The organism is Candidatus Pedobacter colombiensis (assembly GCA_029202485.1).
Classification (GTDB): Bacteria; Bacteroidota; Bacteroidia; order Sphingobacteriales; family Sphingobacteriaceae; genus Pedobacter; species Pedobacter colombiensis.
The window spans coordinates 4234300-4257438 of the sequence record CP119313.1 but is presented as its reverse complement, the minus strand read 5'-3'; the positions used below and the strand labels follow the sequence as shown (position 1 = coordinate 4257438).

The 23139-nt window shown below is 39.0% G+C and carries 18 protein-coding genes; 11 read left to right on the top strand and 7 right to left on the bottom strand.

Annotated elements, in window-relative coordinates; translation table 11 throughout:
* Positions 1-17: 17 nt before the first annotated feature.
* From P0Y49_17840 to P0Y49_17810, 7 genes are all read right to left on the bottom strand, one after another.
* On the bottom strand, positions 18-2243 hold the full coding sequence (locus P0Y49_17840) for a cation:proton antiporter (protein WEK18652.1): 2226 nt from the start codon (positions 2241-2243) through the stop codon (positions 18-20).
* A gap of 483 nt (positions 2244-2726) precedes the next feature.
* Positions 2727-3662, bottom strand: a complete 936-nt coding sequence (locus P0Y49_17835) for a bifunctional riboflavin kinase/FAD synthetase (GenBank protein WEK18651.1) — start codon at positions 3660-3662, stop codon at positions 2727-2729.
* Positions 3663-3666: 4 nt separating this feature from the next.
* Positions 3667-4485, bottom strand: coding sequence for a YitT family protein (locus P0Y49_17830; GenBank protein ID WEK21809.1), 819 nt, complete (start codon positions 4483-4485; stop codon positions 3667-3669).
* Positions 4486-4532: 47 nt separating this feature from the next.
* Entirely contained in the window at positions 4533-5228 is a 696-nt protein-coding gene (gene truB, locus P0Y49_17825; protein WEK18650.1) for a tRNA pseudouridine(55) synthase TruB, read from the bottom strand.
* Positions 5228-6028, bottom strand: a complete 801-nt coding sequence (locus tag P0Y49_17820; protein WEK18649.1) for an undecaprenyl-diphosphate phosphatase — start codon at positions 6026-6028, stop codon at positions 5228-5230. Before P0Y49_17820 ends, truB begins: the two co-directional genes overlap by 1 nt.
* Positions 6029-6037: 9 nt before the next feature.
* Complete coding sequence (locus P0Y49_17815) at positions 6038-6262, bottom strand: DUF3098 domain-containing protein (protein ID WEK18648.1); 225 nt, start codon at positions 6260-6262, stop codon at positions 6038-6040.
* Positions 6262-7140, bottom strand: coding sequence for a permease-like cell division protein FtsX (locus P0Y49_17810; GenBank protein WEK18647.1), 879 nt, complete (start codon positions 7138-7140; stop codon positions 6262-6264). Before P0Y49_17810 ends, P0Y49_17815 begins: the two co-directional genes overlap by 1 nt.
* 259 nt (positions 7141-7399) lie before the next feature.
* On the opposite strand from P0Y49_17810, the gene P0Y49_17805 reads away from it, so the two are divergent.
* The 11 genes from P0Y49_17805 to P0Y49_17755 all read left to right on the top strand — a co-directional run bounded on the left by P0Y49_17805 (position 7400) and on the right by P0Y49_17755 (position 23102).
* Positions 7400-7807, top strand: coding sequence for a hypothetical protein (locus P0Y49_17805; GenBank protein WEK18646.1), 408 nt, complete (start codon positions 7400-7402; stop codon positions 7805-7807).
* Between the two features lie 122 nt (positions 7808-7929).
* Positions 7930-9186, top strand: a complete 1257-nt coding sequence (locus P0Y49_17800; GenBank protein ID WEK18645.1) for a chloride channel protein — start codon at positions 7930-7932, stop codon at positions 9184-9186.
* 78 nt (positions 9187-9264) lie between these two features.
* Positions 9265-12084 carry a leucine--tRNA ligase gene (gene leuS, locus P0Y49_17795; GenBank protein ID WEK18644.1) on the top strand — a complete coding sequence of 940 codons (2820 nt, stop codon included), beginning with the start codon at positions 9265-9267 and terminating at the stop codon, positions 12082-12084.
* A 424-nt stretch (positions 12085-12508) separates the two neighbouring features.
* Complete coding sequence (locus P0Y49_17790) at positions 12509-13111, top strand: RNA polymerase sigma-70 factor (GenBank protein ID WEK18643.1); 603 nt, start codon at positions 12509-12511, stop codon at positions 13109-13111.
* Positions 13112-13209: 98 nt separating this feature from the next.
* Positions 13210-14397 carry a FecR family protein gene (locus P0Y49_17785; protein ID WEK18642.1) on the top strand — a complete coding sequence of 396 codons (1188 nt, stop codon included), beginning with the start codon at positions 13210-13212 and terminating at the stop codon, positions 14395-14397.
* Between the two features lie 125 nt (positions 14398-14522).
* Positions 14523-17987 carry a SusC/RagA family TonB-linked outer membrane protein gene (locus P0Y49_17780; protein ID WEK18641.1) on the top strand — a complete coding sequence of 1155 codons (3465 nt, stop codon included), beginning with the start codon at positions 14523-14525 and terminating at the stop codon, positions 17985-17987.
* A gap of 18 nt (positions 17988-18005) precedes the next feature.
* A complete protein-coding gene (locus tag P0Y49_17775; protein WEK18640.1) occupies positions 18006-19427 on the top strand; it encodes a RagB/SusD family nutrient uptake outer membrane protein in 1422 nt (473 codons plus the stop codon).
* 26 nt (positions 19428-19453) lie between these two features.
* Positions 19454-20692, top strand: a complete 1239-nt coding sequence (locus P0Y49_17770) for a thioredoxin family protein (protein ID WEK18639.1) — start codon at positions 19454-19456, stop codon at positions 20690-20692.
* Positions 20693-20720: 28 nt separating this feature from the next.
* Positions 20721-21881, top strand: a complete 1161-nt coding sequence (locus tag P0Y49_17765) for a TlpA disulfide reductase family protein (GenBank protein ID WEK18638.1) — start codon at positions 20721-20723, stop codon at positions 21879-21881.
* A gap of 258 nt (positions 21882-22139) precedes the next feature.
* Positions 22140-22625: a DUF2147 domain-containing protein gene (locus P0Y49_17760; GenBank protein ID WEK18637.1), complete on the top strand. Its 486-nt coding sequence runs from the start codon at positions 22140-22142 to the stop codon at positions 22623-22625.
* Positions 22626-22682: 57 nt separating this feature from the next.
* Positions 22683-23102, top strand: a complete 420-nt coding sequence (locus P0Y49_17755) for a hypothetical protein (GenBank protein ID WEK18636.1) — start codon at positions 22683-22685, stop codon at positions 23100-23102.
* The last annotated feature ends 37 nt before the right edge of the window (positions 23103-23139 follow it).

Sequence of the window (23139 nt, the reverse complement as noted above, 5' to 3'; positions counted from 1 at the left end):
TCTGGCAAAACTCATTGCTATTTCAATAGTTCAGGAACTTTTTTGTTGTTCCCTACTATCCAAACAATATCTTCATTCTCAAATATCATATTAGAATCAGGGTTCAGTATGCGTTCACCCTTACGCTCTATACCTACCACTAATCCTTGCGTAGTTTCTCTAATTCCCGAACTGCGTATACTTTGTCCGTAAATTGGTGAATTGGCATTGATGACAATCTTTTGTAAGGTCATGTCTTTTTTAGGGAAGCTTGCTTCCTCTGCACTTTCATCCACACTACCTTCAAAAAGTTCCTGGATCATGGCCAGCTGATTATCAGTTCCAATTACCAATACCTTGTCATTTGGGTATAGCCTTTCATCTCTTCCCGGAGTAGGAATCATAATTTTACCACGTTCTATCAGAGCGATGTTTACCCCATATTTTTCCCGGATGGATAGCTCCATCAAGGTTTGTCCAACTAGCTTAGATTCGGGCGCTACTACCAATTCAGCAAGGTGGGTATCCCAAGGCAAAATTTCAGGTTGAGCATTTTGGGCTTCACGTGCATTTAAGTTCAAAAAAAAGCGGCTTTCCAGACGGTTGTAAAAGCTCTGCAGTTTCCTCGAAAAGATAATCATCCCCGAAACAATCAATGCCAGCGCAATGGTAATGGCCAGCCAGGTACTGTAAAATTGGAAGATCAGGAAACCAACAAAGAAAACAGCCAGCGCAATACGCAAAACTTCTAATGCTATAAGTGGGCCCCTCGTATATTTCTTATTGAGCCATAAATGTGAATAAGCCTTTCTTTCGATCCTTCTGATGGCCAAGGCCCATAAAAAAGGTGTCATGATAATTAAAGTGAGCACTAAACTAATCACCATCCCATAGTTGCCATTGATGATATTGCCCGTAATAAAAGGTTGCAGATACTTTGAGCCTAAAACGGCAATGGAAATTAGAATTACAGAGTGGATGATGGTGTTAAAGGTATATGACTTAAGCAGCACTTTCCAATCGCTCAGTGTAGTAATACCCGCCGTACTGGAACTATATCTATTTAAGCCTTCTACCCATCTCTTTGGTAGGTTGCGCTCTAAAAAGAAATAAAAAGGCTCAGAGGCCTTAATTAAATATGGAGTAGTAAAGGTTGTAATTGCTGATACCGCAACTGCAATTGGGTAAAGGAAGTCGCTGGTTACTTTTAACGTTACACCAAGGGTTGCTATAATGAACGAAAATTCACCAATTTGCGCTAAACTTAAACCCGTTTGTACCGACGTTTTAAGCGGCTGTCCGGAAATCAGAGCACCGAAGCCAGAACTTAAAAACTTACCCAGAATAGTTGCAAATGTAATGACCAAAATAGGCACTGCATAGTCCACCAAAATACTTGGGTCTATTAGCATACCCACCGAAACAAAAAATATTGCAGCAAACAGGTCTTTAACAGATTTGGTTAAATGCTCAATGCGCTCTGCCTGTGTTGTTTCTGCCAGGATGGAACCCATGATAAATGCACCCAGAGCAGGAGAGAACCCGACTTTAACTGCCAATAATACCATAATCAAGCATAAAGCGATTGATACAACCAGCATGGTCTCATCATTCATCAGCTTTTTAGTGGCTTTTAAAAAAGTAGGGACTAAGAATATACCTCCAATAAACCATAAAATGAGGAAGAAGCAGAGCTTTAAAATAGAAACCAGCATCTCTGCACCTGCAAACTGTTGACTCACTGCGAGGGTAGAAAGTAGCACCAACAATAAAATGGCTACCAGATCCTCTACAATCAATACGCCAAACACCAAACCTGCAAACTTCTTATGTTTTACCCCAAGCTCTTCAAATGCCCTTATAATGATGGTTGTGGAAGAAACAGAGAGGATACCTCCTAAAAATATGCTGTCCATTGTAGCCCAGCCCATAGCCTTACCGGCTACAAAACCAATGAGCAGCATAAACACCACCTCCACAATGGCGGTAATAGAAGCCGATCCGCCAACTTTTACGAGTTTCTTGAAACTAAATTCAAGTCCTAAGCTAAACAGTAAAAAGATCACACCAATCTCTGCCCAGATATGGATGCTTTCATTATCAGTAACAGTGGGTATAAAATCTATATGTGGACCAACCAGTAGTCCGGCCAAAATATAGCCCAAAACCAATGGTTGTTTAATCTTTTTAAATAGAAGTGTAGTTATTCCTGCGGCAGCAAGTATTAAGCCTAAATCAGTAATTAATACTGGTAAATGTATCATATAAACGTATATTTTTATTGCGGTATTCCTATTATGTTAAAAAGTGTTTAGCATAATTTTTTTACCAAAAAACATGTTTGGGGTACAAATAATTAATTATAAATGAATAACAACCGTGTAAAAATGAATTATAAATCTTAACAGTTAAAACCTGGTATTGTTTAAAATAGCCCAAAATCTGGAAAGACAAAGGATAATCGAACCCTGATTTTTTTAACGTAGAATGAATGAAAGGGGCATCTTCAAAAAGATTTTTTTTAAATGAGGACGAATGCTTTTTACTTAGGTTATAATGATAGGCACTTGTTGCTGGTCTTTTCTGCCCGGCCCTGTTTTTTGTGGTGCTGCATTCTTTTCCCGAAGCATACTGCAGGGAGATTAGCTGTACAAAAACAAGTATTACTGCGCTAAAAAGACACCTCATTGCCGTAAATATAGCAAAAAAGTGCATTTATTGCTAATAAAAATGGCATGGAATTCGGATTAAGACAATGCGTTGAAATAAGCTAAAGTAGCTTCTTTATCTTTTTGCAATTGTAGCTTTAAGGCTTCTAATCCGGTAAATTTAACATCCTCCCTTAAAAACTTAAGAAAGGTCATTGTGATATCCTGTCCATAAATTTCCTGATTGAAATCGAATATGTTTACTTCAATATTCCGTGTCATGCCATTGATGGTTGGTCTTTGACCAATGTAGGCCATGCCTTTAAAAGTTTGTCCGGCCATATCAACGGTTACCGCATAAATGCCATCAGAAGGAATCAATTTATAGGTTTCTTCAATAAAAATATTGGCGGTAGGAAAACCTATTGTCCTGCCAATTTTATCACCTTTAATTACTCTTCCATGTAAAGAAAAGTGATAACCCAGATAATTAGCCGCAAGTGCTACCTTACCACTTAAAAGGGCATTACGTATTTTAGTGGAGCTTACCGCAACATCATTAATATCTTGTTCAGGTATAACCTCAATTTTATAACCATAGGTTTTGGCTTCAGCTTCCAGCTCAGGCATTCCACCAGCTCTGTCCTTGCCAAAACGATGGTCGTAGCCTACAATCAGGTGTTTAATGCCAATGGTATCTACCAGAATGTTTTTAATGTATTCAGCAGGGCTCAGATTCGAGAAATCACGTGTAAATGGGGTAATGATTAAATGATCTACACCTAAGCCAGCCAGTATCCGTGCTTTTTCATCAATAGTATTGATCATTTTTAAATCCTGATTCTCAGGATCTATAATTAGCCTTGGGTGCGGAAAAAAGGTAAGGATTACACTTTCACCACCGGTAGCTTTAGCAAGTTCACACAGTCTTTTAATAATTTTCTGATGACCATAGTGCACACCATCAAAAGTGCCAATGGTAACTACTGCATTGTTTAATCTTTTAAACTCAGAAAAGTGATTGTATATCTTCATAAAATTAATGTAAGGCCGGGCGTTTTACCACTCCTCCTTTTATATCAGCAATTTGCTGTTGTATGACGAATGCATCAGGGTCAATTTGCCTGATGGCAGTTTGCAGTTTACCCATTTCCAGCTTAGTGACAACAGTATATAAAATGTCTATATCCTTTTTTACACCATAGCCACCCTCACCTTTATAAATGGTTACACCCCGTTTCATTTGGTTAATGATGAATTTTTTAATTTGTACATTTTTCTCCGAAATTACGGTGACTCCGGTATACTGTTCAATTCCGTTTACAATATAATCTACCGTATTGGAAGCAGACAGGTAAGTTAGAATTGCATAAAGTGCAGTATCAATACTTAGTAATATAGCTGCGAAAGAGAAGATGACAATGTTTAGGATCAGAATGATGTTACCTACCGTAAGCGTGCTTTTTTTACTGATGTACAGGGCAAGGACCTCCGTTCCATCAATCACACAGCCACCTCGCATGGCTAAGCCAATCCCTCCCCCTAAAAATAGCCCTCCAAAAAAGGCAATCAATAAAGGATCGTGTGTAATGGATTTAAAAGGAGCTACAATCAACATAATAGCCAATATTGATATGGCAACAGATGTTTTAATGGCAAAAACTTTACCAATTTGCCTGTATCCCAAAACAACAAAAGGAATGTTAATGATTACAATCAGGTAGGAAAGCTTAAGGCCAGTTACATTGCTGATCAATAGTGATATACCCGTTACTCCACCATCAATAAAACCACTTGGGAGCAGGAAACTTTTCAATCCAAAGCAAGCCGAAACAATGCCACATGCAATTAAAAACATGTTTTTCACAAAGTTCAGTTTTTTCGGTTTTGCTTGCCCCCGCATAATTATGCTCTTTGACCTCTAAGATAGTCAACAAGATCCTTTACTTCGTAAGCATTTTCCAATAAAAAGTTGCCACTTCTGGTACGCACCAGTTTAGATAGGTATGCTCCATTGTTTAACTGCTTGCCAAAATCAGAAATCAGCGACCGGATATAAGTTCCTTTACTGCATACAATTCTAAAATCAACTTCAGGTAAATCAATTCTGGTGATTTCAAAAGCCGTAACGGTAACATTGCGCAAGCGCAATTCTGTTTCTTCTCCCCTACGGGCCTTTACATATAAACGTTCGCCATTTACCTTTACCGCAGAATGTGCCGGTGGGTATTGTTGAATATCACCTATAAAAGGTGCTGTAGCAGCATAAATAGCCTCTTCAGTAAGATTATCCAAAGGAAACTCCTGATCTACCACTGTTTCCATATCAAAAGATGGAGTAGTGGCGCCAAGCACCATTGTGCCTGTATATTCTTTTTCCTCTGCCTGGAAGGTATCTATCTGCTTTGTTAGCTTTCCGGTGCAAATGATAAGTAGTCCGGTAGCTAAGGGGTCTAAAGTACCTGCATGGCCTACTTTTAATTTCAAGGGCTTTAAGGAATTTCTTATTTTTCCCACCACATCAAAACTAGTCCACTGATAAGGCTTATTGATGAGCAGGAGCTCACCTTCAGCAAAATTAAAATCCCGAAATTCGATCATTAAAGTTGTATAATATTCTGATAATACAGAACTAAAAATATTAAGCCAAAAACGATTCTGTACCAACCGAATAGCTTAAATCCATACTTTTGTACGTAACCAATAAAAAATTTGATAGCCAGTAAGGCAATCACAAAAGCAACCACATTACCTACGCCTAAAAGCACTAGATTGTGCTTGTCTTTTAAGATTTCTGGTGTTTCTTTATAGGCTTTGAATAATTTTAATGCCGTAGCGCCAACCATTGTTGGTACTGCAAGGAAAAAAGAAAATTCAGCTGCAACAGATCTGGTTAGTTTTTGTTGCATCCCGCCAATAATACTGGCTGCACTTCTGCTGGTACCAGGCACCATAGCCAAACATTGCCAAAAGCCAATAATGAATGCACTTTTATTAGTGATCTCTGGTTCTGATTCTACGGTTGGTTTATTAAATACTTTGTCGATAAAAAGCAGGACAATACCGCCCAACACCAGCATTACCGCAACAATAACAGGGCTTTCCAGCAGGATGTCAATCTTTTTTTGCAGCAGTAGTCCTAAAACCGCGGCTGGCAAACAGGCAATGACCAATTTAAGGTAAAACTTCCAGTGATTTAAAGGGAAAAATCTTTTCCAGTAAAAAACAACAACTGAAAGAATAGCGCCCAGTTGCACAGCAACTTCAAAGAGTTTCACAAAAGGATCTTTGGTAATTCCCATTACAGAAGAAGCAATGATCATGTGGCCAGTTGAAGATACTGGTAAAAATTCCGTTATTCCTTCAATTATGGCCAGAATAAGGGTCTGCAAATAATTCATCAGGTAGCCTTATTTTTTTAAAATGGCATAAATACCAAAACCAAAACCAAACAATACCACCATTGGGGCTAGTAAGGTTTTTCTGAAGTCATAAATATCAGTAGTTCCTATCATCAGGATAAAACCAACTGTAACGATTGCAATGCTGATCAGTAACAACTGATAGTTTTTTTTAGTGAAAACAAGTTCACTTTTGTTGCCCTGATTTGCAGGAGCTGATTTTTTCTCTGTCATTATCTGTAAAGGTCGTAAATTTTTAAATTTAAATATTTGCTCACCGCAAATGAGGTGCTGATGGCTGTGATGAAAATGCCTATGCCAACCAGACTTGCCAATACAATTCCAAACTCAGTATAGTTCCTTAAAATAATCATTTCAGGAATCTCCTTTTGAGCATAGAACAATATGCCAAGTAGGATTAAAATCGCTATAAAAGCAGCAATTAAACCGTGTAAGGCCGCAATTAAAATAAAGGGCTTACGTATAAAGTTTCTGGTTGCACCAACCAACTGCATACTTTTAATCAAAAAGCGTTGCGAATAAATAGCAAGTCTGATGGTGTTGTTAATTAAAGCGACAGAAATAATTAACAATATAGCTGCAAAGCCCAAAATAATTAAACCGATGGTATTGATGTTCTTATTTACCATGTCAATTAATGAACTTTGGTAAATTACTTCTTTCACAATTGGATTTTTGCCGATACTCGCTTTCAGCGCATCAATACTTTTATTATTTGCGTAATCAGCTTTTAAATAAACATCAATGGTGGAAAGTAGTGGGTTATAGCCCAGGAAGTTTACGAAATCTTCACCCAAATCATTGGTTAAGTTTCTGGCCGCCATTTCTTTATTTACATACACCGTACTTTTAATGGCTGGATTTGCATTCAGTTCTTTCTGAAATTGCAAAACTGCAGTCTCCTTAGCGCCTTCATCTACAATAATGTTCAGGACAATATTTTCTTTTACGTAGTTAGAAAGGTTCTTTGCGTGTACTAATATCAATCCTAGCATTCCCAGCATCAATAAAACAAGGGCAATACTGAATATTGTAGAAATATATATGGTTTTCGTCTTCTTAGAAGCATCGCTCACTTCAAATTCTTCCATGTAATTGTTTTTATGTTCTGCGAAAATAAAAAATATAAGCAACTAATGTACAAAGCTACAACGTAATTTCATCAGAATATATTTTCTTTTCTCTTTATAGCTCCTCGTTTAAAGAACTTCAGATCAATGATTGTTGAAGGTATATCTAACAATAATTGCAAGAAAAACTGTATTTGTGTAACATTTTTGTACCAAAAGAATATTTTATACGTTATAATCAGAACAAATACTTATTGAAAACCTTAAAAATCACTCCCTAATGAAAAAACAAATTACTTTCGCAATTGGCTTATTATTGATTTTTGCAAGCTTAACGAGCTGCAAGAAGAATGAAACAGCAACACTTAAAGGCAAGATAGTGGGTAGGTGGCAAGTCGCCAAAATCGAAACCACTGTTTCAGGTTTGGCTACAGTCACATATACTGGTGTAGCTGCAGATTACTTTGATTTTCGTAACAATGATGCCAATGAGGTGGTGGTGGCTTTTAACGGCACTACCTATACAGGGATTTATTATGTGCTGATAAACGATCATCTTAATATCACCTACAATGGTAAAACACGCTCTGCGCAGGTGACTACTATTACGGCCAATAAACTCGAATTTACCGCAAGTGTTGATGGAGCTTCGCCACAAACAACCGAAAAATATTATCTGACCAGATAACAGATTTTACAGATTGAAACCTGTGGGCTGTTTGGGATATTTCCGGCAGCCCTTTTTTGTCAATTTTAAAATCCTTTATATTTGTCCTAAGCCTGAGTCTTAAAATCATCCTCAGGCATAGCATGATTAAGCAACCTAAACCAGTATTCGCTCCCGGAAATATTTTAAAATGGATTGGCTTGATCCTGATCGTAGCTTTTGCTGCGGGAACATTATCTGCATTTTTTTTAACGGCTTTAAATCTTGTTACCACTTTCAGAGATCAACATACCTGGGTTTTATATTTATTGCCTTTCGCCGGTTTTGTGATTGGCCTTTTGTACCATCATAAAGGAAAAGAGGTAGAACGTGGCAATAATCTTGTATTTGATACGGTGCACAACCCTAAAGATATTATTCCATTTAAAATGGTACCCCTGGTTCTTACAGGAACTCTTGTTACACATCTGTTTGGTGGGTCTGCAGGCAGGGAAGGCACTGCTTTACAAATGGCAGGAGCCACAGCCGATCAACTGCATAAGCCTTTTAAATTGAATGCCCAGGATCGGGGAATATTGCTCATTGCCGGTTTAAGCGCAGGTTTTGCCTCTGTTTTTGGGACTCCTTTGGCCGGGATAGTTTTTGGAATGGAAGTGTTGTTACTGGCTAAAATCCCGCTTAAAGCTATATTACCGACAATAGCGACTGCTTTTATTGGAGCCTATGTTACCGAATTATGGGGAGTTGGACATACGCACTATCAAATCAGCAGTATTGAGCCGCTCTCTTTGAGGTCTGTCATTTATAGCGGATTGGCTGGAGTGGCATTTGGGGTAGCCGCAATTTTGTTTGTAAGACTAACCGATGGCTTATCACATTTATTTAAAAAAATTACTTATGCACCCTTACGACCATTTATAGGGGGTATTATTGTCGCATTATTGTTTTTAATACCGGGTACCTACAAGTATGCCGGACTAGGTATTTCGACTATTTTAGAGTCATTTAATACGGCATCACAAACTCAGGATTTTGCGCTTAAAATTCTATTTACGGCGATTACGCTTGGTGCAGGTTTTAAAGGAGGAGAGGTTACTCCACTTTTTTTTATTGGGGCAACTTTAGGCAGTATGTTGTCTTTGTTTCTTCCACTGCCAGTCGGTTTACTGGCCGGAATGGGTTTTGTTGCGGTCTTTGCCGGTGCTGCCAAAACACCTCTGGCTTGTTGCATCATGGCCATCGAGCTGTTTGGTATTTCGTGTGGCATTTATGTAACCATAGCTTGCCTCGTTTCTTATTTTATTTCGGGCAGGCATAGTATTTATAATGCACGGGAAAATAAAGATCCGCGTCACTTCATATTTGGTAAAATCAAGTATTCCTATTTTAGCAAAACTTAACATAAAGGCTATTTTATAAAAGCGTTTCGCTAGCAACCTTTATTTCTTTATTTTCGCGCTATAAAAGGAATAGCATTAATGGATTACCAATTTAAAGAAATAGAGCAAAAGTGGCAAAAATTCTGGGCTCAGAATCAAACGTTTAAAGCAGAAAAGGATTCTGCTAAACCTAAATTTTATGTGCTCGACATGTTTCCATATCCTTCAGGGGCTGGATTACACGTTGGTCACCCGCTTGGCTATATTGCTTCAGATATATTTTCGAGGTATAAGAGACTAAAGGGCTTTAATGTGTTGCACCCAATGGGATACGATTCTTTCGGCTTACCGGCAGAGCAATATGCTATCCAAACAGGACAACATCCGGCCTTAACCACAGAGGCCAATATCAATACCTACCGTAAGCAGTTGGATGGAATCGGCTTCTCCTTTGATTGGAGCAGAGAAGTTCGTACCAGCGACCCTGAATACTATAAATGGACACAGTGGATCTTTATGCAGTTGTTTAATTCATGGTATAACCTTGAAACCGACCGTGCAGAAGACATCACCACATTGCTTGAAAAATTCAATGCATCAGGTAGTGCAGATGTTAAAGCCGTTTGTGATGAAGACGTAAAAAGCTTTATGCCGAGCGATTGGGCCACTATGACTTATGAAGAAAAACAGGAAGAGCTTTTAAAATATCGATTAACTTATCTAAAAGAAAGCACCGTAAACTGGTGTGCTGCTTTAGGTACCGTACTTGCCAATGATGAAGTAAAGGACGGTTTCTCTGAGCGTGGAGGTCACCCCGTTGAGCAGAAAAAAATGATGCAATGGAGTATGCGTATCTCTGCTTATGCAGAACGCCTATTGCAAGGTTTAAATACGATCGATTGGCCGGAACCTGTGAAAGAGATGCAGCGCAACTGGATCGGTAAAAGTATTGGGGCAAGTGTAAGATTTACAATCGAGCAATCTGAAGAGCTTAAATCTCAGATCCCGGCACTTAAAACCGATTATATTGAAGTTTTTACCACACGTGTAGATACCATATTTGGCGTTTCTTATCTGGTACTTGCACCGGAACATGAGTTGGTTGCTCAGCTAACTACCGCAGCACAGCAAAATGATATCAACAACTATATTGCCCAAACCAAGAAAAAATCAGAGCTTGATCGTATGGCTGATACCAAAACGGTATCCGGTGCCTTTACAGGAAGCTATGTGATTAATCCGGTGAGTGGCGAGCGTATTCAGCTTTGGATTGCCGACTATGTATTGGCCGGTTATGGTACAGGTGCCGTAATGGGCGTACCAAGTGGCGATCAACGCGATTGGTTGTTTGCTCGTCATTTTAACTTACCTGTTGTTCAAATTCTTGATGCGCAGCAAGATATAGAGAATCAGGCTGATGCAACAAAAGAAGGAAAATATATCAATTCAGGCTTCATTAACGGAATGAACTATACTGAGGCGATTGCAACTTTAAATGCATGGTTGGAAGAAAAAGAAGTTGGTAAGGCAAAGATCAATTACCGGATGCGTGATGCTATTTTTGGGCGCCAACGTTATTGGGGAGAGCCAATTCCTGTATATTTTAAAGATAGCTTGCCTTATTTGATCAAAGAGGAAGAACTGCCTTTAATGCTGCCAGAAATTGATAAGTATTTGCCAACTGAAACTGGTGAGCCACCATTGGGTAGGGCCGAAGGCTGGAAATATGAAGATCAATACGAATACGAATTGAGTACCATGCCAGGATGGGCAGGTTCAAGCTGGTACTGGTATCGCTATATGGATGCAAAAAATGATTCAGATTTTGCATCAAAAGAAGCCATCGCATATTGGAAGGATGTGGATTTGTATATTGGTGGTGCAGAACACGCAACAGGTCACCTTTTGTACAGCCGTTTCTGGAACAAATTCCTGAAAGATTTAGGTTATGTACTGGAAGAAGAGCCTTTCAAAAAACTGATCAATCAGGGTATGATTCAAGGGAGAAGTAATTTCGTATACCGTGTAATTGATGAAGAAGGAAGGGGCACCAATACCTTAGTTTCTCACGGGTTAAGAAAAGACTACAAAACTTCGGCATTGCATGTTGATGTTAATATTGTAGATAACGAGATTTTAGATATCGAGAAATTTAAGCTGTTCAGACCAGAGTTTGCCAATGCTGAGTTTATTCTTGAAAACGGTAAATACATCTGTGGTGTGGAGGTTGAAAAGATGTCTAAATCTAAATTCAATGTAGTAAATCCCGACGTACTTATAGAAAGCTATGGTGCTGATACTTTAAGGATGTACGAAATGTTTTTAGGCCCGTTAGAACAAAGTAAGCCCTGGAATACCAATGGTATTGAAGGTGTGTTTAAATTTTTGCGTAAGTTTTGGCGTTTGTTCCATAATGAAAACTGGACTTTCCATGTAAATGATTCTGTGCCTGCTAAAGCAGAGTTAAAAGCCTTACATAAGATCATTAAAAAAGTACAGGATGATGTGGAGCGTTTCTCGTTCAATACTTCTGTTTCAAGCTTTATGATTGCTGTAAATGAGTTAACAGATCTGAAATGTAAAAACCGTCAGGTATTGGAAGATCTTGTCATTGTTCTTTCTCCTTATGCTCCACACATTTGCGAAGAGCTTTGGGCACAATTAGGGCATGATGAAGGTAGCTTATCTTATACTCCTTATCCAACTTTTAATCCTGCATATCTGGTAGAGGATGAATTCAGCTACCCGGTTTCTGTAAATGGTAAAACACGGTTGAATTTAAATCTGAGCCTTACTTTAGAGGTTAAGGAGATTGAAGAAACCGTATTGGCTAATGAAGATGTACAGAAATACCTGGAAGGTAAGACTCCTAAGAAAGTGATTGTAGTGAAGGGAAGAATTGTGAATATTGTCATATAAGATTAGTCTCAAATAGTCTCATAAAAAAGCTTCTAATGAAAATTAGGAGCTTTTTTCATAATATTCCAGGCCGATTTCTCTTTCACATACTCCATTGTGCTATAGTTATCCTGCTGTATTTTTAATCTTTTATTTGTAATCGTCTTGTGTTTGCTATCTTATTCTCAACATATTCTTTACGGGTTATGTACAGGTTCTTTACGCTTTTAGCCGTAGCGAACCCGTAGCAAACCCGTATAGGAGTCGTAGCAAACCTGTAAAGAATATGGTGTGAAAACGTGACGGTATAGTTTTTTCAGGAATCGACAGCAGATGTTTTTGAGAAGTAAAAACTCTTCAATTTATAAGAATGGTTTATATTGGCTGATTTTCGAAAATATTTCCTATTATTGACGAGGGTATATAACATACACAACCTTTTAAGATGGTGACTGATGTCAAGGAGGATGAACAGTATTGGATGGATGGGTTCCGAAATGGGAATAACCAGGCATTAAGTCATTTCTTTGATTTGCATTATAAACCACTTAGTTATTTTGCTACCCGCCTTACTCAGGACGCAATGGAGGCAGAAGATATTGTAGCCAATTGCTTTGTAAAACTTTGGAAAAGGCATGAAGATTTTCAAACAGTTAACAATATAAAGGCTTTTCTATATATCAGCTGCCGGAATGCTTGTCTTGATCATCTGAAACAGTTAAAGCGTAAAACCACTGCCCAGGAAGAGTATTTTAAGCAACTTGAAGAAAGCGAAGAAACTATTTTATTCCAGATTATAGAGGCAGAGTTTTTACAATTACTAAATGCCGAGATTCAGTTACTTCCGGAGAAATGTGGCGAGATTTTTAAGCTCATTTATTTCGATGGTAAGAAAACAGATGAAATAGCTGCTGAATTAGACTTGTCTGTGAAAACTATACGGAATCATAAAGCCCGAGCGGTAGCTCTTCTCAAAACATCCTTCCTTAAAAAGGGCATGAAAGATGGATTGTACCTCGCTTTATTGCTCTTTTTACAAAATCGTTAAAAAAAGTAAAAAACATTTGGGCGTTTTGTAGGGCGCTGTCGTTTCCATATCAAACCTAAGCTAAAACCCCTAAACCTATTAAATCATATTTTGACCAAATGCTTGAAGAAGAATTTAATATTTCCTTATTAATTGCCCTGCATTTACGTGGACAGTTAAGTGAACAGGAACAAACTGATTTAACTGCATGGTTAGAGGCCTCAGCAACTAACCGGGCTTATTTTGATGAGCTTGTTGATGAACAGGCCATGCCAGCTAAGCTTGTAGCATTCAATAAAGTGGATAAAACTGCTATATGGAATAAAGCATTAAAGGGAATGAATGATGGCCCAGATCGGAAGCCTAAAGTATATCAGTTAAGGAGGTATGCTGCAATTGCAGCGGCCTTGTTAATGGTGTCTGCTATCGCTGTTTTTCTGTTTAGCAAGCACAGAGGTGCTACATTGATGGAAAATAATCTAGTGAATAGGGGAGTTGTTATACCAGGAGGAAATAAAGCTTACCTGACTTTGTCGGATGGAAAAACCATTAGCTTGACCGATGCCAGTAATGGTCAGCTTGCGGAACAAGCAGGTATTAGTATACAAAAAACTGCAGATGGAGAACTCGTCTATAAGGTCGCAAAAAAACAAACTGCAGTCGGTAAAATAAATACGGTTACTACCCCAAAGGGTGGGCAGTATCAGATTGTATTGCCGGATGGTACACGTGTATGGTTAAATGCCGCCTCCACCCTTAGTTTTCCTATTACTTTTACTGATCAGACCAATAGATTAGTTGAGCTGAAAGGTGAGGCCTATTTTGAAGTGTCTAAAAATAAAGCCAAGCCCTTTATTGTAAAATCTGATGAGCAACAGGTAGAAGTTTTGGGCACGCACTTTAACATTAATGCGTATCATGATGAGGAAAGCACTAAGACAACCTTGCTGGAGGGATCCGTAAAGGTTGCAGGCAAGGGAATGTTTGGAGATGAGGTGGTCCTGAAACCTAATGAGCAATCTATTCTTGTCGGTAATAAATTTAGCGTTATACCGGTTGACCCTGAGATGGCCATAGACTGGAAAAATGGTTACTTTTCCTTTAACAAGGAGAGTTTACCGGCTATTATGCGCAAAATATCCCGATGGTACGATGTGGAAATCGTTTATCAGGACAATTATACCGGAAATGATTTTACTGGAATTGTATCCAGAAAAAAACAGGTGACAGAAGTGCTTGATTTGTTGGAATTGACTGGCCTTGTGCACTTTAAAATAGAAGGAAGGAGGATTACTGTTATGCCATAAATTTTACGAGAAATTTAAAGGCTTAAAAGGAAGCCAGAAGCGGTCGTAACGCCTCTGGCCGGTGTAAGGGCCCCATTAAAAATTAGCTGGAAACCATAATAACTAAACCCAAACTATTCAAATGTATGAAATTATACGCTATAAATGGCGATAAGCAACGGACTTATGCTTTAAAAAAAATCCTGCGAATAATGAAACTGACCATTTTTTTATTGATAACCGGCTTACTTCAGGTAAGTGCGGCAGGTTATGGACAAAGGGTCTCTTTATCTTACAAAAATGCAAGTATTGAAGAGGTTCTGAGACAAATCAGGAAACAATCAGGTTACGATTTTTTATATAGTAACCAGGGACTAAAAGATGCCAAACCTATAACCATTAAAATAAACAATGCGACTATTGAGGAGGCGCTAATAGAGTGCTTCTCAGATCAGCCTTTTACCTATTCCATATCTGGTAAAAGTGTAGTCATCAAAAATAAACCTGCTATGGTACTGCTTGATCCCGTGCCTGTTAAAGGAAAGGTGACCAATGATAAAGGTGATTTTCTGCAGGGAGTAACTGTTACCGTGAAAGGCACTAAGATTAAAGTAATTACTAATGCCAATGGTGAATTTAACATCAATATGCCGGAAAAAAGTAGTATACTAATTTTTTCTTGTATCGGTTACGGAAACAAAGAAGTTGCTGCAATAACTGCCAGAAATATTACTGTGCAGCTGGATGTTGCAGCAGCCAAGTTGATTGAAGTACAAGTTGTAGGATACGGAGTAGTAGAAAAAAGAAGTAACACGGGTGCCGTGGCTACCACAAAACCTAATGTATTGGGTGCGCTGCCCAATAATCTGGATAATGCCTTAGTAGGCAGAATGGCAGGTGTGCAGGTCATGCCGTCCTCTGGTGTACCAGGATCGGCTTCAGCCATTACCATAAGGGGTGTTACCAGTATCAATGGTAAAGGAAACTCTCCATTGATTGTAATAGACGGGGTGCCCATGTATGGCGCCGATAAAGATGCAAATACTGTAAATTTTAGTGGACGTACTTATGGGACCGGATTTACCGGTAATGTAAACAATAGTCTGTCGCAAAACCAGCGCGAAACTTTTGAGCGTAATCCCCTTTCTTTAATCAATCCGGAAGATATTGAATCGGTTGAGGTATTAAAAGATGCCTTTGCAACTGCAATCTATGGATCGCGTGGCGCATCGGGGGTAATTCTTTTGGTTACCAAGCGCGGACACCTCAATATGCCACGCGCCGATGTACAGATTTCTGCTGGAGTAAACAGTCCTTTTGCAAAACATAAGCTAATGAATGGAGATCAGTATTCGGATTTCTATACCACCTATTTTGCACAACAAAATAAGGCTTTTGTCTTTCCTAAAGGGATCAATACCAATTGGATGGATGAGATTGAGCAAACTGGAAAAACTTATAATGCCACTTTCAACATCTCTAATGGGAATGAAAAAGGAAACTATTATATCAGCGGATCTTATGCCAATGAGTCGCCTTATATTGTAAACAATAAATATGAGCGTTACTCTGGAAGGGTAAACCTGAACCAGAATTTAAGTAAAGCACTCAGTGTAGGTACAAATTTAACTTTATCGACCAGCAAAAATGGAGCTTTAAATTCTGCTCTTTTATATGGTGATGCCGCTATAGCAGCCCCTAATAAACCGATCTATAATGAATTTGGTAACTACGTATGGGACAACTGGAAAAATACATTGGTGTCGAGCCTGGCTCGTGACAATAACCCCGTTGGTTATGCTGCAACAACCATCAACTATATTAGTGATAACAATGTTGTGGGTAATGTATTTGCGGAAGTCAAACTGTTTCCATGGGCAAAATTTAAATCGGAACTTGGTGTAGATTGGGAAACCAGTCGCGCATATAGCCGTTTTACAAGCAAACCCCGAACACTGGGCGGATTGGCCTCTGAAACCGAAAACTGGAGACGCAAATGGGTAGTTAACAATACCATTAACGTAAATAAGGCTTTTGAAAATCATACGTTGAATGGAGTAATCGGGCAAAGTTTTGAATCATCAATCGAAAATGCAGTAGCTGTAACCGCCAGTAATTTTCCAAACGATAAGGTGTTAAGTCTGAATACTGCAGGGACTAAAACCTTTGGCTCTGCATTGCAGCAGGAGTGGGCGCTCGTATCCTATTTTACACGACTCAATTATATGTATAAAGGACGTTATATGGCTGGTGTAACGTATCGCTTAGACGGTTCCTCAAAGTTTAGTGTCGATCGTCGGTATGTAGGCTTCCCGTCCTTTTCTGCTGGCTGGGATGTTAGTAGAGAGCAGTTTATGCAAAAAGTTACTTTTGTTGATCAGCTGAAGCTTCGTGGAAGTTTAGGCCTTTCGGGTTCGGATGGTGGATTGGGCTATTATGGAAATAAGGGTATTTATACCAATGTATCTGGAAATGGTACCTGGGCTGGCGATAATGCCATTGTTCCTTCAACGCCTAATAATCCCGACCTGAAATGGGAAACACGGACCAAGTATAATGTGGGTGCCGATATCATTTTGTTCAAATCAGCAGTGAACATTACCCTAGATTATTATAGCGAGCGGACCAAAAATGCCATACTTTCTTTTCCTATCCCAAATTATCTGGGCTTTATCAGCCAGTCGCAAAATGTTGGAGAGCTCTCTAATAAAGGGGTCGAGTTTAGCATCAGTACCACAAATATCGAAAAGGACGGTTTCAGATGGAACACGATGTTCAATATTACCCGGAATGTAAATAAGGTCGAAAAACTGTATGAAAAAAATGGACTTACCGATCCAATTGCTTTGGGTAAAAATCTGGAGGCAAGTACCGGACGTTTTTTAATCGAAGGTAAATCAGCAACAGCATTTTACCTGTACGAATGGGCTGGGGTAAATCCGGATAACGGAAATCCTTTATGGGTGGATAAGAATGGCAATAAAGCAGAAACCAACGTGCAGTTAGTTGCCAACGGCGGCGATAATAACCGTAGAATGATGGGCGATGCTGCACCTAAATTTTATGGAGGCCTGGACAATACCATTAGCTACAAAGGGATCGAATTTAATGCATTTTTCTCCTATGCTTACGGCAATAAAATGTTGAATGGTACCAAGGCATATTTATATGCCTACACCAGTAATGATGTCAACAACTTGTCGGTAGATATGTTGGACTATTGGAAAACGCCTGGTCAACAAACCAATATTCCGGCTTTGCTAAACAGAAGCAATTTCAATTATAATCCGACCACCAATTTGCCTACAACGGCGGCCGGAACCGACTATACTTTGGGCCGGAATACCTCAAGATTTCTGGAAGATGCATCCTATATCAAATTAAGATCGGCTACCATTGCTTATACCATAAAACCTGCATGGTCTAAAAAAGTGGGTGTTTCAAATCTGAAATTATATGTGCAGGCCGACAATGTTTTTGTGATCACGAAATACTCGGGGGTTGATCCGGAAGTGAGTGCTTTTGGCTCATCGGCGCTGCAAATGGGAAGAGATGAGTTTACCATGCCTACTTCCCGGAGCTTTAGATTGGGTATTAAAGTGGGTTTTTAACTATATAAACTGTACAACATGAAACGAATATATTTATATCAGCTGCTTGTGCTTGTTGTTTTAAGCATCACAGCATGTAATAAACAACTGGATCTAGCACCCGAGAATAATCTGGTTGAAGATCAGGTACTGGAAGATAAAGTTACCGCCGAGCGACTAGTGGCGGGAGGCTTTTACTCACAGTTTCTGGTAGAGCGGAATACACTGCCTGTTATTGATTTCAGCACGGGCATCACTACCCAGGCTACAAACAACTATTATACAGGGAGTATTGACGAAAACTTGTCGACCGTGAAAGATATTTGGGCCGGGCATTATGTGGTGATCAATATTGCGAATGTGATCATTAATAATTTACCTTCAAAGGCCAAGTTTGAAGTTGAAATTCAAAAAAGACTTATAGCCGAAGCTAAGTTTTTAAGGGCATTTAGTTATTTCCGACTGGCTATTTTGTATGGTGATAGGATTTTTGATGGTCCTTCGGCTGCAAATAATCCTTGTGTACCCCTGCGGTTGGAAGGCTTTGTCAGGTCTGGTGCCGAACAGATTATTCCAAGGGCAACCAATAAACAAATCATTGATAAGGTGCTAAAGGATCTGGAAGAAGCTATCCCAGATTTGCCGACAAATTATCCCGACGCTCCCAGCGGAACCCAGGATGTAAAGTTGCGCTCCAGAGCAGTTAAAGCGGTCGGTCGCGCCTTTTTGTCGAGGGTATATCTTTACTTAAACAATTATGACGGGGCCATCAGTAATGCCGACCTGGTGCTTGGTGATCCCAATTATGAGCTTGCCGCCAGTCCTGCAGTAGTATTCCCTAACAATTTGACTGTAAGTTCGGGCCCTTCAAATATCCCTTATAACAAGGAAGTGGTTTATGGCTACCCGGTAAGCTGGAACCTGTACTCTACAAGTTCTACAACACATAGTTATCAGTATAATTTTGATGCAACGTTTTTAAACACTTATATGGCAAATGATATGCGGAGCACAACCATGGTAAGGTCCGTAACCGTGTTGGGGGTAACCGGCCCGCGGAGCAATAAATATACCAGTCCTGGTCTGCTTGATAACGAGATGATCATCAGGTTGGCAGAGGTTGTTTTGACCAAAGCCGAGGCATTGGCCAGAAGAGATGGTGTTAATCAAACTTCAGTCGATCTGCTCAATAGCATTTACCAGCGTGCTTTTGTAGCCGGACAAAAACCGGTTCCCTATACCATGGCTTCATTTGCCACTAAAGATGCACTGGTTAGTCGCATTCTGCAAGAAAGACGATGGGAACTGGCTGCCGAAGGGCACGACCGTTTTGACAAGCTGCGGGCAGGGCTACCGGTAAATCCTGTTCTTCCTGCGGGCAAAAATACTTTCCCTATTCCACAAACAGAAATTAACATTACCAGCGGGGTTATTGTTCAAAATCCCGGATATCAGAAATAATTTACATTTAAAACGAAACCATTCATATGAAACGAAGACTAATCACATTAACGCTTAGTATTGGCGTTATGTTGAGCGCAACAGCACAAAATAGATCTATTAATTTTAAACACGAGGGCTCCTTTAATGAGCATCTTGCCACAGCAGCCAAAGAAAAGAAACTGTTGTTTTTTGATGCCTTTACTTCCTGGTGTGGCCCCTGCAAAACGCTGGCTAAAGATGTATTTACTGTAGATAGTGTAGCAGATTATTTTAATGCCAATTTTATCAATGTAGGTTACGATATGGAGAAAGGTGAAGGGATTGAACTGAAGAAACGTTTTGCTTCCGAGATCAATGCTTATCCAACATTGTTGTTTATTAACGGAAAAGGAGAGGTGGTACATAAAATAGTCGGAGCCCCTTCAGTAAAAGAGTTTATGGAGCTTTCTAAACTAGCACTTAACCCGGAGCACTCATTAAAAGGCCTCGAGAAAAAGTTTAATAACGGAGACCACTCGTTAAATACCATAACAGCTTATTTAAAAGCACTTGGTAATGCCTACGATGCAGAAAAAACCAAAGCCGTAGCTACCGCTTATTTTGATGCTATGCCTGTTGCCGAGTTGAATAAGCCGGAAATCTTTGAACTTATAAAAAGCTATTTGTATAATATAGATGCCAAAACTTTTAAGTACATTTTATCGAACCGTGCTGCCTTAGGAAAAGTGCATGGTGCCGAAAAAGTAGATGGCTTTTTGATCGGTAATCTGTCCAGAGAGGTAAATGGCTTAAGTTCGGCATATTATGGTAAAAAGCCTGTTGATACGGGTAAAGAAGCGTGGTTGGTTAAAAACCTGGAAAACTTTAAAAATGAACAGGCTGGGCAACTGCTGGTAAGAATGAGCCTGATCAGCAGCAGAAATAAAGGGGACTGGGCAGCTTTTAATCAGGCTATGATTAAGATGATTACAGATGTTGGACCGATTAAAGGAGCTAGTTCAAAAACTTCTACTATGCTCAATTTTACAAGGAAATTTACAGAAGCGGCACCGGCCGAACACCTTGCTGATGCACTGAACTGGGCCGACCTATTGTTAAAAACAGATGTCAATGTGCCTTCTGTGATCGACTTGTTGACTTTTAAGAAAGTGATATATAATAAAATGGGGAATGCTGAATTGGTTAAAGAAACAGATAATATGATTACCACTCAGAACAAAATTAAGGCCGACCTAGAAAAAAATGGAACCTCTTTTCCTGGTGCAATGCGCGGATTTATGTAAAACCTGCTGATTTAAATAATTTAAAAAAATGATTAAAAAAAGTTTAACATTGGTTGTTGCAGTCTTATTACTGGCAGGCAGCAGCTTTGGCCAGAAAGGAAAAACGGTAACTTTTACAGGGACTGTTAAGTTTCCAGATACCGAAAACAAATACCAGATTTACCTGGGTAAATACGAAGGCGAAGGGTTTAAAAAAGCTTTTAAGGCATTTGATAGTACTAAAGTAGATGCCAATAATAATTTCTCATTTAAAGTGCCGGCAGATAAGCCTGACTTTTATCAGGTACGGGTTTATTATTTCGACCGAATTGATTTCTGGGCCGATAAAGACAATATCCACGTAAACGTAAGGGGGATTGATACCGCAAAGATGAAAATCAAAAACCCACCATACATCTATATGGAAAACACATCTGCTGATAATGATCTGATCAATGATGTGAAGTTAATTGATTATCTGCATTATCAGAATCAGATTGCAGTAAGCCAGGAACAATATAAAGCAGGTCAGTCAAAGGACAGTTTGTGGATTAATTACATGAAAAATGGCTTTGATCGTATCAATAAGGATTTAGACATCCGTGTCAAATATACTATCAACAAATATAAAGATCAGCCAGCGGTATTGTATGCCCTAAATTACTTAAGCTGGAAAAGGGATAGTGAATTACTCATGTCTACATTGGATAACCTGACTAAGAAATACCCTAATTTACCACAAGCCAGAAATAAGAAAAAAGAGATTGAGGAGAATATGGCTCAAACGGCTAAAATTGCGAATGGTCAAAAAGCTCCGGATTTTGCTTACCCTGATATAAATGGTAAGAAATGGAGTCCTAAAGATTTTAAAGGAAAATACCTGATTGTAGATTTCTGGGCCTCATGGTGTGGCCCTTGTCGCCAGGAAATCCCTCACTTGAAAGAAGTGTACAAAAAGTACAAAGATAAAGGGTTAGATATCTTAGCTGTTTCTGTAGATGCGAAAGAAGCCGATTGGAAAAAGGCTATGGCAGAAGAGAAAATGGCCTGGACACAAATCAATGCCAAAGAGTCTAAACCTGTAATGGCTTCTTATTTGTTCAGTGGTATCCCTTACCTGGTTGTGGTTGATAAAGAAGGAAATATCATCGAAAAAAACCTTCGAGGAGAGACATTAGATAAGAAATTAAAGGAAATTTTTGGATTTTAATAACTTCGACGATTACAGTTGTTGTGATTTTATTTTATAATAAATGGCTGAATAACACGTTTTTAAAGAACTGGTTCGGCCATTTACTATTTGAAATGGTTCTGTGGATATGTTTTTCAAAGATTTTCATCAATTGAGATTCATTGCAATAATGCAGGAAGAAACCAGAAATTCTATATAAATTTATAGTAACAACAATATTATTAACTTATGTACAGCTCCTTACTGCTTCGGCAGGTATCACTGACCTTTTTGGTTATGTTAGCTGTCTGCCCAATTTACGCGCAAAAAGTTATTGCAAGTGCCTACCCCAAAGAGGTGGTATTTAAGGAATCTTCGATTAATTATCTCCCGGATAAGATTGTTGGTAAATGGATTAGTGAAAAGAAAAATCTCATTGTTGAAATCTATAAGTCAGGAATTGAATTTAAAGCGAAAGTTGTATGGTTTGATGATCAAGATGATTTGAGTAGTCCTATGGACAATCGAACCGACTTTCGAAATCCTGACCCCGCACTAAGAAGCCGGAAACTTCTAGGCATGGAAGTATTAAAACAACTTAAGTTTAAAGAAGAATCAAATAGTTGGGAAGATGGCATCATTTACGACTCGATAAATGGTAAGGAATGGAGTTCATGTGCTTTTTTTACAGATAGTGGCCACTTACGTGTAAAAGGCTACTGGAAACTTAAAATGCTCTGCAAAAGCATGGACTTTTTACCTTACAAGGGGCATATTAAATAAGCTCCAGATTTACTACATAATTGCAGCTTAAGTTAGTATTACAAAAATTAAATACTAATGAAGAAAGCGACAATTTTAATCGCCGGCCTAGCCGGCCTGACAATTTCGGCGAGTGCTCAAAAGCTTGCTGCATCTAATGTTCCCGGAGCTGTTAAAATGGCATTTGCTAAAGCTCATCCTGAAGTAAAAACTGTGACATGGGAAAAGGAAGAAAATGATTTTGAGGCTGGATTTAAATTAAAGGATCAGGAGGTATCCGAAATTTACTCCGCCTCAGGTAAGATGAGGGAATCGGAAGTTGAAATTAAAACTACTGAATTGCCTGCTCCAATTACATCTTATATTGCAGGCCATTATAAGAAGGCTAAAATAAAGGGAGCTGCTAAGATTACTAAAGCCGATGGGACGGTTGTCTATGAAGCGGTAATAAATGGCAAGGATCACTTGTTTGATGCAAAGGGTAATCCTGTTAAGTAGGCAAAGCTTTAAATATCCGGGATTAGCATTATGCTAA

Excerpts from the sequence above, each read along its gene's own strand:
- P0Y49_17840 (WEK18652.1), bottom strand. The coding sequence starts at position 2,243 with ATGATACATTTACCAGTATTAATTACTGATTTAGGCTTAATACTTGCT.
- P0Y49_17835 (WEK18651.1), bottom strand. The coding sequence starts at position 3,662 with ATGAAGATATACAATCACTTTTCTGAGTTTAAAAGATTAAACAATGCA.
- P0Y49_17830 (WEK21809.1), bottom strand. The coding sequence starts at position 4,485 with ATGTTTTTAATTGCATGTGGCATTGTTTCGGCTTGCTTTGGATTGAAA.
- truB (WEK18650.1), bottom strand. The coding sequence starts at position 5,228 with ATGATCGAATTTCGGGATTTTAATTTTGCTGAAGGTGAGCTCCTGCTC.
- P0Y49_17820 (WEK18649.1), bottom strand. The coding sequence starts at position 6,028 with ATGAATTATTTGCAGACCCTTATTCTGGCCATAATTGAAGGAATAACG.
- P0Y49_17815 (WEK18648.1), bottom strand. The coding sequence starts at position 6,262 with ATGACAGAGAAAAAATCAGCTCCTGCAAATCAGGGCAACAAAAGTGAA.
- P0Y49_17810 (WEK18647.1), bottom strand. The coding sequence starts at position 7,140 with ATGGAAGAATTTGAAGTGAGCGATGCTTCTAAGAAGACGAAAACCATA.
- P0Y49_17805 (WEK18646.1), top strand. The coding sequence starts at position 7,400 with ATGAAAAAACAAATTACTTTCGCAATTGGCTTATTATTGATTTTTGCA.
- P0Y49_17800 (WEK18645.1), top strand. The coding sequence starts at position 7,930 with ATGATTAAGCAACCTAAACCAGTATTCGCTCCCGGAAATATTTTAAAA.
- leuS (WEK18644.1), top strand. The coding sequence starts at position 9,265 with ATGGATTACCAATTTAAAGAAATAGAGCAAAAGTGGCAAAAATTCTGG.
- P0Y49_17790 (WEK18643.1), top strand. The coding sequence starts at position 12,509 with ATGGTGACTGATGTCAAGGAGGATGAACAGTATTGGATGGATGGGTTC.
- P0Y49_17785 (WEK18642.1), top strand. The coding sequence starts at position 13,210 with ATGCTTGAAGAAGAATTTAATATTTCCTTATTAATTGCCCTGCATTTA.
- P0Y49_17780 (WEK18641.1), top strand. The coding sequence starts at position 14,523 with ATGAAATTATACGCTATAAATGGCGATAAGCAACGGACTTATGCTTTA.
- P0Y49_17775 (WEK18640.1), top strand. The coding sequence starts at position 18,006 with ATGAAACGAATATATTTATATCAGCTGCTTGTGCTTGTTGTTTTAAGC.
- P0Y49_17770 (WEK18639.1), top strand. The coding sequence starts at position 19,454 with ATGAAACGAAGACTAATCACATTAACGCTTAGTATTGGCGTTATGTTG.
- P0Y49_17765 (WEK18638.1), top strand. The coding sequence starts at position 20,721 with ATGATTAAAAAAAGTTTAACATTGGTTGTTGCAGTCTTATTACTGGCA.
- P0Y49_17760 (WEK18637.1), top strand. The coding sequence starts at position 22,140 with ATGTTAGCTGTCTGCCCAATTTACGCGCAAAAAGTTATTGCAAGTGCC.
- P0Y49_17755 (WEK18636.1), top strand. The coding sequence starts at position 22,683 with ATGAAGAAAGCGACAATTTTAATCGCCGGCCTAGCCGGCCTGACAATT.